12 protein-coding genes and 1 tRNA gene are annotated in these 14,066 nt (G+C 59.8%); 10 read left to right on the top strand and 3 right to left on the bottom strand.

What is annotated here, in order from left to right:
• Window positions 1–61: 61 nt before the first annotated feature.
• Both ACIQU2_RS05935 and ACIQU2_RS05930 read left to right on the top strand, forming a co-directional pair.
• Complete coding sequence (locus tag ACIQU2_RS05935; protein ID WP_403139361.1) at window positions 62–700, top strand: NADH:ubiquinone oxidoreductase subunit N; 639 nt, start codon at window positions 62–64, stop codon at window positions 698–700.
• Between the two features lie 311 nt (window positions 701–1,011).
• The gene (locus tag ACIQU2_RS05930; protein ID WP_403139360.1) at window positions 1,012–2,517 is read left to right on the top strand and encodes a YdgA family protein; all 1,506 of its coding nucleotides are present in this window, start codon (window positions 1,012–1,014) and stop codon (window positions 2,515–2,517) included.
• Between the two features lie 90 nt (window positions 2,518–2,607).
• On the opposite strand, the gene ACIQU2_RS05925 is transcribed toward ACIQU2_RS05930, so the two are convergent.
• Window positions 2,608–4,137 (bottom strand): FAD-dependent oxidoreductase, encoded by a 1,530-nt coding sequence (locus tag ACIQU2_RS05925; protein ID WP_403139359.1) that lies wholly within the window; start codon window positions 4,135–4,137, stop codon window positions 2,608–2,610.
• Between the two features lie 139 nt (window positions 4,138–4,276).
• On the opposite strand from ACIQU2_RS05925, the gene ACIQU2_RS05920 reads away from it, so the two are divergent.
• The 5 genes from ACIQU2_RS05920 (at window position 4,277) to ACIQU2_RS05900 (ending at window position 8,084) form a co-directional block, all read left to right on the top strand.
• Window positions 4,277–4,837 carry a YbhB/YbcL family Raf kinase inhibitor-like protein gene (locus ACIQU2_RS05920; RefSeq protein WP_347803072.1) on the top strand — a complete coding sequence of 187 codons (561 nt, stop codon included), beginning with the start codon at window positions 4,277–4,279 and terminating at the stop codon, window positions 4,835–4,837.
• Between the two features lie 86 nt (window positions 4,838–4,923).
• Window positions 4,924–6,630, top strand: a complete 1,707-nt coding sequence (locus tag ACIQU2_RS05915) for a von Willebrand factor type A domain-containing protein (RefSeq protein ID WP_403139358.1) — start codon at window positions 4,924–4,926, stop codon at window positions 6,628–6,630.
• A 1-nt stretch (window position 6,631) separates the two neighbouring features.
• Window positions 6,632–7,198, top strand: a complete 567-nt coding sequence (locus tag ACIQU2_RS05910) for an RNA polymerase sigma factor (RefSeq protein WP_056745690.1) — start codon at window positions 6,632–6,634, stop codon at window positions 7,196–7,198.
• Entirely contained in the window at window positions 7,195–7,797 is a 603-nt protein-coding gene (locus tag ACIQU2_RS05905) for a hypothetical protein (RefSeq protein ID WP_403139357.1), read from the top strand. Before ACIQU2_RS05910 ends, ACIQU2_RS05905 begins: the two co-directional genes overlap by 4 nt.
• 20 nt (window positions 7,798–7,817) lie before the next feature.
• On the top strand, window positions 7,818–8,084 hold the full coding sequence (locus tag ACIQU2_RS05900) for a hypothetical protein (RefSeq protein WP_403139356.1): 267 nt from the start codon (window positions 7,818–7,820) through the stop codon (window positions 8,082–8,084).
• A gap of 140 nt (window positions 8,085–8,224) precedes the next feature.
• On the opposite strand, the gene ACIQU2_RS05895 is transcribed toward ACIQU2_RS05900, so the two are convergent.
• Window positions 8,225–8,301 (bottom strand) — tRNA-Arg (locus ACIQU2_RS05895).
• A 350-nt stretch (window positions 8,302–8,651) separates the two neighbouring features.
• Here ACIQU2_RS05895 and gabD point away from each other — a divergent pair.
• From gabD to ACIQU2_RS05880, 3 genes are all read left to right on the top strand, one after another.
• Window positions 8,652–10,094 carry an NADP-dependent succinate-semialdehyde dehydrogenase gene (gene gabD / locus ACIQU2_RS05890; RefSeq protein ID WP_008148203.1) on the top strand — a complete coding sequence of 481 codons (1,443 nt, stop codon included), beginning with the start codon at window positions 8,652–8,654 and terminating at the stop codon, window positions 10,092–10,094.
• 183 nt (window positions 10,095–10,277) lie between these two features.
• Window positions 10,278–11,555: a 4-aminobutyrate--2-oxoglutarate transaminase gene (gene gabT, locus ACIQU2_RS05885; protein WP_134419251.1), complete on the top strand. Its 1,278-nt coding sequence runs from the start codon at window positions 10,278–10,280 to the stop codon at window positions 11,553–11,555.
• 149 nt (window positions 11,556–11,704) lie between these two features.
• On the top strand, window positions 11,705–12,919 hold the full coding sequence (locus tag ACIQU2_RS05880) for an HDOD domain-containing protein (RefSeq protein ID WP_403139355.1): 1,215 nt from the start codon (window positions 11,705–11,707) through the stop codon (window positions 12,917–12,919).
• A 125-nt stretch (window positions 12,920–13,044) separates the two neighbouring features.
• On the opposite strand, the gene ACIQU2_RS05875 is transcribed toward ACIQU2_RS05880, so the two are convergent.
• Window positions 13,045–14,034, bottom strand: a complete 990-nt coding sequence (locus ACIQU2_RS05875) for a GGDEF domain-containing protein (protein ID WP_403139354.1) — start codon at window positions 14,032–14,034, stop codon at window positions 13,045–13,047.
• Window positions 14,035–14,066: the final 32 nt, after the last annotated feature.

Genomic DNA, 14,066 nt, shown 5'->3' with positions numbered 1-14,066 from the left:
TGATGAGGTCGCGCGTCGAACTCATCAATCAAGGCTCGCGTTGGTCATGGGGATTCCAATAATGAAAAACCCTTATGCTCCCGGCTTCTGGTGCGCTATAGCGGCATTGGTGTTGCTGTCGGCCACCTATTTCTACGGCATCATGCTGGCCCACCAGATCGACAAGGCGCTGGTATTCCTCGACAGTGCTTCAGCGCTGATTGCCGTGATGGCAATCGTGGTGGTGGCCTGGGCTTCGCTTCAGGGCCAGCGCATCAAAAAAAGACAGCTCGAACAAGGCAAGACACTGGTGCTGATCTGGGACACCAAGGTCGCGCTGCGCCGTGTCGAAACGGTGTTCGATCGGTATTTCTGGGGCAGTTACTGGCAACCGGGGCGTACGTTCCAGGAAGTCATGGGCGAACTCACCGGCACGCCGCTGGAAAAAAGCCTCGAAACCCTGAAAAAACAATGCCAGGCGCTGGACAAGCAAGTGTCCGAGGACGGCTGGCACTGGCTCAACAACGCCCGTGAACTCTCCGATGTCGCCAACGCCATGGCCCGCGGACGTTATCAACTGGACTTCTGCGACCCGCGCTCGGAATCCCCAAGCGGCACGGCGGTGATCAATCGCGACTTCGAAGTGCTGGTCTATACATGGACCGCACGGCTCAAAAGCTTTGATCATCAGCTTGATGAGATCGAGGTTCAGTATTCCTGAATGGGATGTTGCCTGACCTGACACCTTCGCGAGCAGGCTCACTCCCACATGGGTTATGTGTCGATCACAACACCCTGTGGGAGCGAGCCTGCTCGCGAAGGCGATCTAATGAGCACTGAAACTCTCACCCCCTGCCAGCTGTCCACAAGCAGCGGCATTCCATAGACACTCTTTAACCTTTAATCATTGGGTCGGCTGGTGCGCCTGATGCTAATCTCCATCGCACTTTTATCGCAGTCGTGACCGTAACCCGTCATGGGTTCAGGGAAGACGACCACACCTTCAAACAACGGACATTGATCGGGTCATTCATGAATAAATCTGCAGGCGTGCTTCTTGGAATCGTCGTTGCCATCGGTGCAATCAGCGCTGGTGGTGCCTGGTACACCGGCACCAAACTCGAAGGTGTGCTGAACACCTCGATCGCCGACGCCAACAAAGAGCTGCAAGCCGCGCTGGTCGGTTCCAACGGCACGGCATCGCTGGAGCTGGTGTCGCTGGAGTGCCATGTGTTCAGCAGCACCGCACACTACCGCCTCAAGGGCGAAGGCGAGATGTTCGGTGAAGCACCGGTGGAGTTGCTGTTCGTCGATCGCATCGAACACGGCCCGCTGCCGTTTTCGCGCTTGGTGTCGCTGAAGTGGCTGCCGGTCCTGGCCACCAGTCACTACGAACTGGAAAGAACCCCGACCACCGAGAAATGGTTCGCCGCTGCCAAGGACAAGTCCCCCCTCACGGGCGTGGTCAATATCGGTTACGACAATGCCACCAACGGTACCCTGCAATTGCTGCCGCTGGACGTGGCGCTTGACGACAAGTCCAGCCTGAAATTCTCCGGGCTGAACCTCGATGTCGCCGCCAGCGCTCAAGCGCAGAAGGTCAAGGCCGACGGCTACATGGACAGCCTGACACTGAGCACGGTGGCTGAAGATCAGACGCCGGTGAAGGTCGAACTGAACGGTCTGACCCTGGCCAGCAACCTGACAAAAAGTACCTACGGCTACTACACCGGCTCGAATACCGTCGAGCTGACCGACAGCAAGACCACCTTCGGCGCCAAGCAGTCGGTCTTGGGTGTCAAGAAGTTTGAAATGAAGAACCAGACCGAGGAATCCGGCACCAGCGCTTCGGGGCGTGCCGATTACAAGGTGGGTGAGGTTTCCTTGAACGGCAAGGCTGTCGGGTCTGCGCAGATGGCCATGAGCCTGAAGAACCTCGACATCCCGGCAACAATGTCGTTGATGCAGATTTACCAGACCAAACTGCAACCGTACGAGAGGGCCGCCGCTGAGGCCGTCGCTGCGGGTGAACCGGCGCCAGAGCTGATCCTGACCACGGCCGAAGAGGCTCAGGTCAAAACCGGCCTGGAGAAACTGCTGGCCGCCGGCCCGCAGGTCGCCTTGGAGAATCTGTCGTTCAACACCCCCAATGGCGAAAGCCGCGCCAACCTGGTGCTCGACCTGACCAAACCACAATCCATGGACCTGCCGCCCGACCAACTGACCCAACAGTTGATCGCACTGCTGGACGTCAACGTGAAAGTGTCCAAGCCAATGCTCGTTGACCTGCTGAGCGTGCAGTCGCAAATCGACGGTCAGACCGACGCCAAGCTCATCGCCGATCAGGCCACCGCCACCGCCGACATGTTTGGCAGCATGGCAGTCGGTACGCAGTTGGCAAAACTGGAAGACAGCAACATCGTCGCCAAACTGCACTACGCCAATAATCAGGTGGATTTCAACGGCCAGAAGATGACCGTCGAAGAGTTTGTCGGGTTTGTCATGAGCAAATTCGGCGGGAATGTCACCGTCCAGTAAAACCATGGCTTACAGACCGACGCCCGGCGTCTGCGCAACGCAGACGCCGGGCGTTTTGCTGTCTGGCGTTTGAAACGGGGGGAGCAGCCGTTAATTCAAGTCCCGAATCAGCCGCCACGCCTCATCCACCGGCAACGGCTGTTTCATCCGTTCGGCGAGCAGCGCTATCGCACGTTCTTCATCGCAAGCCACCGCGGCGACCACCAATCCCTCCTTGCCGAACAGGCCGATGAAAGGCGGATGGTCAGGATCACCTTTGAACTCGACCTCATCCCAAGTCGCGGCGTGTCCAAGGTAGTCGTAGTTATTACCGAAGTGCCAGGTCCAGAAATAAGGCACGTCGAGGTAATGCTCGTCACCGCCGAGCATGTTCATCGCGGCGATCCGTGCATGTTGCTGGGCCAGGCGCCAATGTTCGATCCGTTGGGGCTGGCCGTTGAGCGGGAAGGTCGCGATATCGCCGGCGGCCCAAAGCCCATCGGTCACGCGCATCCCGCCGTCGACCTTCAGCGACTGGTCTTTTTCCATGGGAAGGCCGGTAAATGCGCCGGTTGCCGGGCTGACGCCAATACCGACCAACACCAGATCCGCCGGTAAACGTTGACCATTGTCCAGCCGTACCGCTTCAACCCTGGCGGTTCCTTCGATGTGCGTTGCATTGCCATCCGTATGAAACACCACGCCGTTAGCCTCGTGCAGGGCACGAATCGCCTTGCCGACGGCGTCGCCAAACTGTTTGGCGAAAGGCACTGCGTGGCGGGCCAGAACGGTGACGTCCAGGCCGTATTGACGCAGGGAGGACGCGGATTCCATGGCGATGAAACTGCCGCCGATGATCACCACTCGTTGGCCCGGTTTTGCCGAGCCCAGAATCCGCTGCGCCTGATCCTTCGACCGCAGCACGAACACCTGCGGCAGGTCGGCGCCAGGCAGCGTCAGCGGATTAGGTGTGCCACCGGTGGCGAGCAGCGCAGCGTCGTAGCTCAGCGATTGACCATCAGCCAGGCGCAACGTCTTGTTCGCGGCGTCCAGGCTCGCCACTTCAGCGTTTATTCGCTCAATGCGCTGTTCGCGGTAAAAGTTTTCATCACGCAGCGGCGGGACTTCTTCCGGCGGCATCTCCCCGGCAATCACGAATTTGCTCAAGACCGTGCGGTCGTACCCGGCGTCGGTTTCACGGTCGATCAACAGCACCCGGCCACCGAAGCCCTTTTCGCGCAACGCTGCCGCGCACGCCGTGCCTGCGGCGCCGGCGCCGATGATCACAAACGTCCGCTCATCGTCGGCCGGAGGGGTGTGGCCGTCTGGTAACGGCTGGTCGTCGACCCAGACCTCATCTTCGCGTACCTCAAGGGGATATCGCTTGAGGCTGTCCAGGGCCGGCGGTTCACATAGCGCGCCGTCCTCGATCCGAAACGTTCCCTTGTGCCACGGGCAGATCAGGCGCCCATGACACAGCGCACCCTCGGCCAGCGGCGCGCCGGCGTGGGGGCATTCGCCCTGATAGGCACGCAATTGATCGCCAACCCGCAGCAGGAGGATTTTGGTGTCCGCGATCCGCACTTCCAGGCCACGGTTTTCGGGAACGTCGGCGAAACTGGCAACGCGGTGCAGTGCCATCATCACTCTCCAGGCAAGCGTTTCACTTAAGAGTTTGGCGCTTATCTCGAGGTTCAGCCAATTCCCGCTGCCACCGAATGAACGGTCCGGCTATAGTTTGCACGCCGACGACGGCCCCACCCGCACAAGGTGCTCCGGTATGACCCGATTGACCTCTCTGAACCCTTGGCTGGCAGCCGTTGCAGTCGTCCTTTGCGTGCAATTTCCGGCGCAGGCCCAGGAGCGTTTTACCCTGAACATCCCAGGTGTCACCGACGATCGACTGTTCACCTCGGCTGCCGCCAGCGATGCGCCCAATTGTGGTGGGCACAACCAGTCACCGGCCTTGAATTGGAACGCCGGCCCGGCGGGCACCCTCAGTTACGCCATTGTCATGCACGATCCGGATGGCCAAAAAGGCCAAGGCGTTGATCACTGGGTGCATTACGGCATCAAAGCCACGACGCATCAGATTGCCGCCGGCGTCGGCGCAAAATCCGCCCTTGAAGGCGTCGGCGGCACCAACAGCAAAGGCACCACCGGTTATGTCGGACCTTGCCCGCCGGTCGGCGACAGCGCGCACCACTACATCATCCAGCTCTACGCCCTGGACCTGGCGCCGGAAGCTTTGCCCGCCGGCCTGACACGCGCCCAGCTACTGGAAAAAATCAAAGGCCATGTGCTGAAAAACAGCAGCGTGGTGCGGCGTTATCACCGCTGAAATTTTTTCAGCCGTCTTAACCCGAATCGACGGGGCTGTCCGTCTCAGAGGATGAATGGATCAATTTCCTCCTGAGGTCAGCCCCCATGTCCCTCCCTCTGCATTTCCTCCGCCCGGTTGCCCAGGGTTTCGCCGCCGGGATGCTGCTGGCCATCGCCGGTTGCGGCGTTTCATCCAAGCCTGATTCCACCTCGACTCCGCCACCGGCTCAAGGTGCGCTGCCGTCTGAAGTCGTGGTGCGCAGCGAGGCTGTCATGGCGGGCTCCTCGATGGCCAAGCGCAGCGTGCGTCCGGCGCCGAGCTATGCGCCGCTGCCCGCGGGCGAGGCATCTGCGCAGGGATATCGGGATGAGCAGCGGGAACAGTATCAAGCGCTGGCGGATAACCCGATTCACAGCGTGACCGAAGCGCCCGTCTCGACCTTCAGCGCCGATGTCGACACCGGTGCTTACGCCAACGTCCGCCGCTTGCTCAATCAGGGGCGCCTGCCACCGGAAGGTGCGGTGCGACTGGAGGAAATGGTCAATTACTTTCCCTACGATTACGCATTGCCCACCGATGGCTCGCCCTTCGGCGTGACCACAGAGTTGGCGCCGTCGCCGTGGAACCCGCATACCCGATTGTTGCGCATCGGCATCAAGGCCACAGACCGCGCGGTCGCGGAACTGGCCCCGGCGAACCTGGTGTTTCTGGTGGACGTGTCCGGCTCGATGGACCGACGCGAGGGGTTGCCGCTGGTCAAAAGCACCCTGAAATTGCTGGTCGATCAATTGCGCGAGCAGGATCGGGTGTCGCTGGTGGTTTACGCCGGCGATTCGCGTGTGGTGCTGGAGCCAACGTCCGGACGCGACAAAGCGAAAATTCGTACAGCCATCGATCAATTAACCGCCGGCGGATCAACCGCCGGAGCGTCAGGCATCGAACTGGCCTATCAGATGGCGCAGCAAGCGTTTATCCACAAGGGCATCAACCGCATCCTGCTGGCCACCGATGGCGACTTCAACGTTGGCATCAGCGACTTCGACAGCCTCAAGCAAATGGCTGTGGATAAACGCAAGACCGGCGTTTCCCTGACCACATTGGGTTTTGGTGTGGATAACTACAATGAACACCTGATGGAACAGTTGGCCGATGCCGGCGACGGCAACTATGCCTACATCGACAACCTGCGCGAGGCGCGCAAGGTGCTGGTGGATCAGCTCGGCTCGACCCTCGCGGTTGTGGCGAAGAACGTGAAGCTGCAAGTGGAGTTCAACCCGGCACTGGTCAGTGAATATCGGCTGTTGGGGTATGAGAACCGTGCGTTGAAGCGTGAGGATTTCAGCAACGACAAAGTCGACGCCGGTGAAATCGGCGCAGGGCATACGGTGACAGCGTTGTACGAAATTGTGCCCAAGGGCGAGAAGGGCTGGCTGGAGCCGTTGCGGTATGGCAATCCTGGGGCCGCTGTTTCCGAAAAGACTGGGGAATTGGCGATGTTGCGCGTGCGCTATCAGTCGCCTGAGGGTGGGAATAGTCGCTTGATCGAGCGGCCGATCGCCAACGGTCAGGTCGACAAAGCCAGTGAAGACCTGCGTTTTGCGGCGGCCGTGGCGGCGTTTTCCCAGCAGCTCAAGGACGGGCGTTATACCGGCGATTTCAGCCTGAAGGACACCGAGGCTTTGGCGCGCGGTGCGCGGGGCGAAGATCGATTTGGTCTGCGGGCAGAGTTCGTGCAGTTGGTGGAGTTGGCGCAAAGTCTGCGAACCACGACCGCATCGAATAGTGAGCCGCTCAAAGGAGGCTACAACTGAAATGTCTGCTCCTGAATCGAGCGACGAATCGCTGCTGGCCCGTTATCGCGCAGGCGACGGGCCGGCGTTCGAGATTTTGTACGCCCGTCACCGCCAAGGGCTCTACCGATTCCTGCTCGGCCTGAGCGGCAAGTCCGAGCTGGCCGAAGAGGTTTACCAGGACACCTGGCTGAGCCTGATCCGCAGCACCAGTCAGCCACAAGGCCGGGCGAATTTTCGTACCTGGCTCTACCAGATTGCCCGCAATCGACTGATCGATCACTGGCGCAAACACGGAATCCACAACCCCTTGCACGACAGCTATGACGAACAGATCCACGCGCTGAGCGATGACGCTGCCGATCCCGAACAACTGCTGAGCCTGAGCCGCGACAACCAGCGCCTCGAAGCGGCCCTGCAAAACCTGCCCGCTGATCAGCGCGAAGTGTTCCTGCTGCGCGCCCATGGTGATCTCGACCTGCCGCAGATCGCCACCCTCACCGAAACACCGCTGGAAACCGTCAAAAGCCGCTTGCGCTACGCCCAGCAAAAACTGCGTCGGCTGCTGGCCGAGGAGGTACTGACATGACTGACGCCCGTCCTACGCCAGAAGACGAAGTGGTGAAGCACTATCGTGAACACGCGACCGACGAACCACCGGCCCATCTCGACGCGTTCCTCCTGACTGCCGCACACCGTGAAGTCCCTGTGCAGAAGCCAGGTCTGTGGAAACGCTGGGTCCAGACCTGCCAGAAACCCCGTTGGCAAGTTGCATTTGCCAGCCTCGTCGGAGTGGCCCTGATGCTTGCACTGGTGCAACGCACGGAGGAGCAATCGCCGAGTTACGACTTCGCTACTGCACCCAAAGCGTCTGCGCCGGTCGCCAAAAAAGAAGCCGCAGAGGTATCACCTTCGGTTGCCCGCTCGTTGGCTGCCCCGGCCGGCGCGATGTCCGCCCCCGCCCCCGCGCAGAGCGAATCGATCAGCGCTGAAATGGCTGACGAAGCGAAGGTCAGCAAACGCCCGGCGATAGCTCCGGTAAAGTTTATCGACGATCAATTAAGGGAAGTGATCCGCCTGCAAAGGGCTGGTCAGGCTCAAGCGGCCGCTGACCTGATGGCGACATTGCACAAACGCTTTCCCAAGGAAAATCTCACGGCCAGACTCAAGGATTTGCAGAAAAACTGAGAGGCAGAGCGGTCAGTCATTTGGCATCGACACCCGAAAGCGCGCACTATCGGCCTATAGCCGATGCGTTGGAGGAAGCCATGGCGAAAAAAATCGACCGCATCGCCCAAATGCTCAACTGCCCCGAGAAGGGCGAGGAATTACGGCGCGCGGTGACTGAGAGCCGTAAGGAGTTTCTGCTGGCGAAGCAGGAAGAGGAAGCGTTTGAGGAAGACGTTCTTGATGATGAAGTGGTCGAGGACGAAGAGGATGATGAATACGACGAGTTTGATTGGACGACTGAGTAAACAACCGCTTCGGCGGTTTTTTTCAGACTCAGTTGTTCGGTTAAACCGAACAACTGCATCCAGCGCCCGTCCTGAGGCTTTAACGACGGACACAAAAAAGCCCCAGACCCTAAGATCTGAGGCTTTCTCGTTTCTACGTTTGGTGCACCAGGCGGGATTCGAACCCACGACCACTGCCTTCGGAGGGCAGTACTCTATCCAGCTGAGCTACTGGTGCAATGCGGGCGCCATGATACTCATATGCACTGCGGGCGTCCATGCTGCTGAATCGCCTGCGTTTTTCCAAAGCGTAACCTGCGGTTGCTACGTTGATCAGAAAAATTAGGCAAATGCGGCGTTTTCGTTCTTTTTTTCGAACAGGCTATTGTCCTTTACCCCCTTTGATCCTAGGATTCGTTTGAGATTTCAAACGCTCTTGTCTGGGTGCTGAACCGCACGAGTTTCAATCAGTGCGCTATTTATGTGCTTCAGCCCGGTGAATGATTTCCCTGACGGCAGCCTATAAGGCGCCTTTCTACAATCATAATTCGCTCCGCGCTTGCCGCGGTGCTGTTAAGGAAAGCCGACATGCAGCTTAAAGACACCCAGTTGTTCCGCCAGCAAGCCTTTATCGATGGCGCTTGGGTTGATGCGGACAATGGTCAGACGATCAAGGTCAACAACCCGGCAACGGGCGAAATTCTGGGCACCGTGCCGAAAATGGGTGCTGCCGAAACCCGCCGTGCAATCGAAGCCGCTGACAAAGCGCTGCCGGCCTGGCGTGCACTGACCGCCAAGGACCGTGCGAACAAGCTGCGTCGCTGGTTCGAGCTGATCATCGAGAACCAGGACGACCTGGCTCGCCTGATGACCCTCGAACAAGGCAAGCCATTGGCCGAAGCCAAGGGCGAAATCGTTTACGCCGCTTCCTTTATCGAGTGGTTTGCCGAAGAAGCCAAGCGCGTCTACGGTGACGTGATTCCGGGCCACCAGCCAGACAAGCGCCTGATCGTGATCAAGCAGCCAATCGGCGTGACCGCTGCAATCACCCCGTGGAACTTCCCGGCCGCGATGATCACCCGTAAAGCCGGCCCGGCCCTGGCCGCCGGTTGCACCATGGTGCTCAAGCCTGCTTCGCAAACTCCGTTTTCCGCATTCGCTCTGGCTGAACTGGCCCAACGTGCCGGCATTCCAGCCGGTGTGTTCAGCGTGGTGTCCGGCAGCGCCGGCGACATCGGCAGCGAGCTGACCAGCAACCCGATCGTGCGCAAACTGTCCTTCACCGGCTCGACCGAAATTGGTCGTCAGCTGATGGCTGAATGTGCCAAGGACATCAAGAAAGTGTCCCTGGAATTGGGCGGCAACGCGCCGTTCATCGTGTTCGACGACGCGGACCTGGATAAGGCCGTCGAAGGCGCGATCATTTCCAAGTACCGCAACAACGGCCAGACCTGCGTCTGCGCCAACCGTCTGTACATTCAGGATTCGGTCTACGACGCGTTCGCCGAGAAGCTGAAAGTGGCCGTGGCCAAACTCAAGATCGGCAACGGTCTGGAAGAAGGCACCACCACTGGCCCGCTGATCGACGAAAAAGCCGTGGCCAAGGTTCAAGAGCACATTGCTGACGCGATCAGCAAAGGCGCAACTGTTCTGGCCGGTGGCAAGGTCATGGAAGGCAACTTCTTCGAGCCGACCATCCTGACCAACGTGCCGAAAAACGCTGCCGTGGCCAAGGAAGAAACCTTCGGTCCACTGGCGCCACTGTTCCGCTTCAAAGACGAAGCCGAAGTGATCGCGATGTCCAACGACACCGAGTTCGGTCTGGCTTCGTACTTCTATGCTCGCGACCTGGGTCGTGTGTTCCGTGTGGCTGAAGCCCTGGAATACGGCATGGTCGGCGTCAACACCGGGTTGATCTCCAACGAAGTCGCGCCGTTCGGCGGCATCAAGGCGTCGGGCCTGGGCCGTGAAGGCTCCAAGTACGGCATCGAAGATTACCTGGAAATCAAATACCTCTGCCTGGGCATCTAAGCCCGGCCAGGCATTGCTTCAAACGCAAAGGGCACGAGAGCGCTGTCCCTTTGCGTGCAACAAACGGAATTTTCTCTGTGGCCGGGAACGCTGTGGCAGTCGATCATCGCATGCTGCCGTAGTTGCCTCCCCGCTGCATTTTCCTTGAACCACGCCGCCCGATGAGCGGTGAATGAGGACTTTATGAGCAAGACTAACGCATCCCTGATGAAACGCCGCGAAGCCGCTGTACCACGCGGTGTTGGCCAGATTCACCCGATCTTCGCCGAGTCCGCGAAGAACGCCACCGTGACCGACGTTGAAGGTCGCGAGTTCATCGACTTCGCCGGCGGTATCGCCGTGCTGAACACCGGTCACCTGCACCCGAAAATCATCGCCGCCGTGACCGCGCAGTTGAACAAGCTGACCCACACCTGCTTCCAGGTACTGGCTTACGAGCCGTACGTAGAGCTGTGCGAAAAAATCAACGCCAAAGTGCCAGGTGATTTCGCCAAGAAAACCCTGCTGGTGACCACCGGTTCCGAAGCCGTCGAAAACGCCGTGAAAATCGCCCGTGCCGCCACTGGCCGTGCCGGCGTGATCGCGTTCACCGGCGCTTACCACGGTCGCACCATGATGACCCTGGGCCTGACCGGTAAAGTCGTGCCTTACTCGGCCGGCATGGGCCTGATGCCAGGCGGCATCTTCCGCGCGCTGTACCCGAACGAACTGCACGGTGTGAGCATCGACGATTCGATCGCCAGCATCGAACGCATCTTCAAGAACGACGCCGAGCCGCGTGACATCGCTGCAATCATCATCGAGCCGGTTCAGGGCGAAGGTGGTTTCTACGTCGCGCCTAAAGAGTTCATGAAGCGTCTGCGCGCGCTGTGCGACCAGCACGGCATCCTGCTGATCGCTGACGAAGTACAAACCGGCGCTGGTCGTACCGGCACCTTCTTCGCCATGGAACAGATGGGCGTTGCTGCCGACCTGACCACCTTCGCCAAATCCATCGCTGGCGGCTTCCCGTTGGCCGGTGTTTGCGGCAAGGCCGAATACATGGACGCCATTGCTCCAGGCGGCTTGGGCGGCACTTACGCCGGTAGTCCGATCGCTTGCGCCGCGGCGCTGGCCGTGATGGAAGTGTTCGAAGAAGAGCACCTGTTGGACCGCTGCAAGGCTGTCGGCGAGCGTCTGGTCACTGGCCTGAAAGCTATTCAGGCCAAATATCCGGTGATCGGCGAAGTCCGTGCCCTGGGCGCGATGATCGCGGTCGAGCTGTTCGTTGATGGCGACAGCCACAAGCCGAACGCTCCAGCGGTAGCCGCCGTTGTGGCCAAGGCTCGCGACAAGGGTCTGATCCTGCTGTCCTGCGGCACTTACGGCAACGTTCTGCGCGTCCTGGTACCGCTGACTTCGCCGGACGAGCAGTTGGACAAAGGTCTGGCGATCATCGAAGAGTGCTTCTCCGAGCTGTGATCTCCAGGCTCTGATCGATTTGTGAACTGATCGACAAAAAAACCCGCTTCGGCGGGTTTTTTTGTGTCCCTGGAACCCATCGATGGCAAATGCGCTGTATCGAATGGCCAGCATTGACTAAGGTGCAAGCACTGCTTTGGAGTGTGTAAATGACTGCTGTGGTGTTACCCGCTGCGCCGCGTGTGCTGATTGCCGAGGCCGACCCCTGGTCCCGCGACCTGCTCAAGCAGGTTTTGTTGAATGTGCGCTGCGACGCGCGGCTGGATCTGTGTGCCGATGGTCAGGAAGCGCTGCAACTGTTGGCGGAAAATCCTTATGACCTGGTGATCGTCGACTGGGAGCTGCCCGGCGTCGATGGTTTGAATGTCTTGCGCAATGTCCGCCAGCGCAAGCGTAATCCACCGCTGCCGTTCATTCTGATGAGCAGCCGCAACGACAGCGCCAGTGTGCGCGAAGTCTTGCCCCTGGCGCCGGCGGCGTACCTGACCAAACCCCTGAACATGGGAAGCCTGACCCACCGCCTGCAGGACTTGCTGCTGAACGCCGGTGAAGAGCTGTCTTGCGAAACGCCTTCGCTGTCGCCAGGCATGACGTTGGCGGTTTACCTGGAGCGTCGACGTGAGCTGGCCGACGGTGCACCACTGATGACCGACGTACAGTTGGCGGTCAAACGCAGCCTCAATCCCAATGGCCTCGACCTGACACTGCTGCATGACGAGATCCGTACCGATCCGCAAGTCACCGCTGTGCTGATCGCCGCCGCCAACAGCGCGGCCCAGCACCATGGCGCCGCCGTACAAACCCTGTCCCAGGCGCTGCACCGCCTCGGCACCGGGCAAAGCATGAACCTGATTCTGGGGCTGGCCCTCAAGCGCAGTGCCCGACTCAGCGATCCGTTTCTGGCCGATTATGCCGAGCGCTATTGGGAGCTGTCGCTGCGCACCGCCGAGTATGGCCGGACCTTGGCACGCTTGCTGGATCTGGATCAGGAGCGCTGTTATTGCGCCGGCATGCTGCATCGCCTCGGCGACCTTGCGCTGTTGCGGTGTTTGCAGGAATGGAAGCAGGCCGGTGGTGAGCTGGATGAGTGGGAGGAGGTTGGCGAGGCGCTGGCTGAGTTCGGTGCGGCTTATGGGTCGGCGCTGCGTACCCGCTGGCGCCTGCCGCTGGAGCTGCGAGAGCTGATTGCGGCGGTCTACCAGCTCGGTGGCGGGGTTTACTCCCGCGAAGCGCTGGTGATGAACATGGCTGCGCAACTGGCGCGACTGACCGAGCATGAGGGCATTGAGGAGTTGGCGAAGAGCCGGACGGCGCGGTTGCTCAAGATCGGGTTGCCGGAATTGATGCGTTTGCGCAAAAAATAGGCATCACACAAAACCTGTGGGAGCGAGCTTGCTCGCGATAGCGGACTGTCAGCCAGCATCAATGTTGAATGTCAGTACGTCATCGCGAGCAAGCTCGCTCCCACATTGGTTTTGTGTCGAGCCCATTAGCTGGAAATGATGCGGTTCTTCCCCTGGCGTTTGGCTTCGTACATCGCCGCATCCGCGCGGGCAAACAGGCTGTCGACGCTTTCGTCCTCGGCGGTAAGGCTGGTCAGGCCCTGGCTGACGGTGATGCCGAACGTCTGGTCGCCATGGCTGAAACTCAATCGCTGAATCTCCCGTTGCAGGCGCTCGGCCACTTGCATGGCCATGTCTGGCGCACAGCCGGGAAACACTGCTGCGAATTCCTCACCGCCAACTCGCCCGAACACATCACCCCGACGCAAAGCCGCGCGACCGCTCTCGGCGATTCGTTGCAGCACGTTGTCGCCTTCCTGGTGGCCGTAGGTATCGTTGATTACTTTGAAGTCATCGATGTCCAGCAGCAGGAATGCCAGCGGCGTGCCTTGGTGCCGTGCCTGTTCGAATTCACGGTGGGCGCATTCGAAGAAGTGTCGGCGGTTGCTGCTCTGGGTCAGCACGTCGGTGGTGGCCAAGCGTTGCAGCTCGGTTTCCATCTGCTTCTTGTCAGTAATGTCTTCGGCAATGCCGACGATGATCAATGGTTGCCCCGGCTCGGCCTGACGGTTGATGAAGCACTTGTCACTGAGCCAGCGGACCTGGCCGTCGGCGGCAATGATTCGGTACTCACGGTCTTCAACGGCGCCTTTGACCAGTACTTCGCCCAGGCTGCGTTCGGCATAGTCCAGATCGTCGGGGTAAATGCTGTCGCGCCAATGGTTGTAGTCGGACAGCAACAAGCCTGCAGAGCGGCCGAAAATCCGTTCATACGCGGGGCTGACATAGAGCACCCGACGGGATTCCCAGTCGAAGGCCCAAAGCACCGCGTTGACGCTCACCAGCAGAGCGCTGAATAGCTGTTCGCGTTCGCTCAGGCGCGCCACTTCGCCTTGTGCATGCATTAGCGCCAGCAGGGTTTGCGCGGCCTCGGGCCACTGCGGGAGGGATGAGTCTTGTAGGCTTTTATTGACCATCGACACAAAATCTCAAAGGGCGTGTGCCGCTC

The organism is Pseudomonas sp. NPDC098740 (assembly GCF_044760065.1).
GTDB classification, from domain to species: Bacteria; Pseudomonadota; Gammaproteobacteria; order Pseudomonadales; family Pseudomonadaceae; genus Aquipseudomonas; species Aquipseudomonas rossensis.
This window is presented reverse-complemented; position numbering and strand designations above follow the sequence as displayed.

Coding starts and splice junctions, on each gene's coding strand:
- ACIQU2_RS05935 (WP_403139361.1), top strand. CDS start 62: ATGAAAAACCCTTATGCTCCCGGCTTCTGGTGCGCTATAGCGGCATTG.
- ACIQU2_RS05930 (WP_403139360.1), top strand. CDS start 1,012: ATGAATAAATCTGCAGGCGTGCTTCTTGGAATCGTCGTTGCCATCGGT.
- ACIQU2_RS05925 (WP_403139359.1), bottom strand. CDS start 4,137: ATGGCACTGCACCGCGTTGCCAGTTTCGCCGACGTTCCCGAAAACCGT.
- ACIQU2_RS05920 (WP_347803072.1), top strand. CDS start 4,277: ATGACCCGATTGACCTCTCTGAACCCTTGGCTGGCAGCCGTTGCAGTC.
- ACIQU2_RS05915 (WP_403139358.1), top strand. CDS start 4,924: ATGTCCCTCCCTCTGCATTTCCTCCGCCCGGTTGCCCAGGGTTTCGCC.
- ACIQU2_RS05910 (WP_056745690.1), top strand. CDS start 6,632: ATGTCTGCTCCTGAATCGAGCGACGAATCGCTGCTGGCCCGTTATCGC.
- ACIQU2_RS05905 (WP_403139357.1), top strand. CDS start 7,195: ATGACTGACGCCCGTCCTACGCCAGAAGACGAAGTGGTGAAGCACTAT.
- gabD (WP_008148203.1), top strand. CDS start 8,652: ATGCAGCTTAAAGACACCCAGTTGTTCCGCCAGCAAGCCTTTATCGAT.
- gabT (WP_134419251.1), top strand. CDS start 10,278: ATGAGCAAGACTAACGCATCCCTGATGAAACGCCGCGAAGCCGCTGTA.
- ACIQU2_RS05880 (WP_403139355.1), top strand. CDS start 11,705: ATGACTGCTGTGGTGTTACCCGCTGCGCCGCGTGTGCTGATTGCCGAG.
- ACIQU2_RS05875 (WP_403139354.1), bottom strand. CDS start 14,034: ATGGTCAATAAAAGCCTACAAGACTCATCCCTCCCGCAGTGGCCCGAG.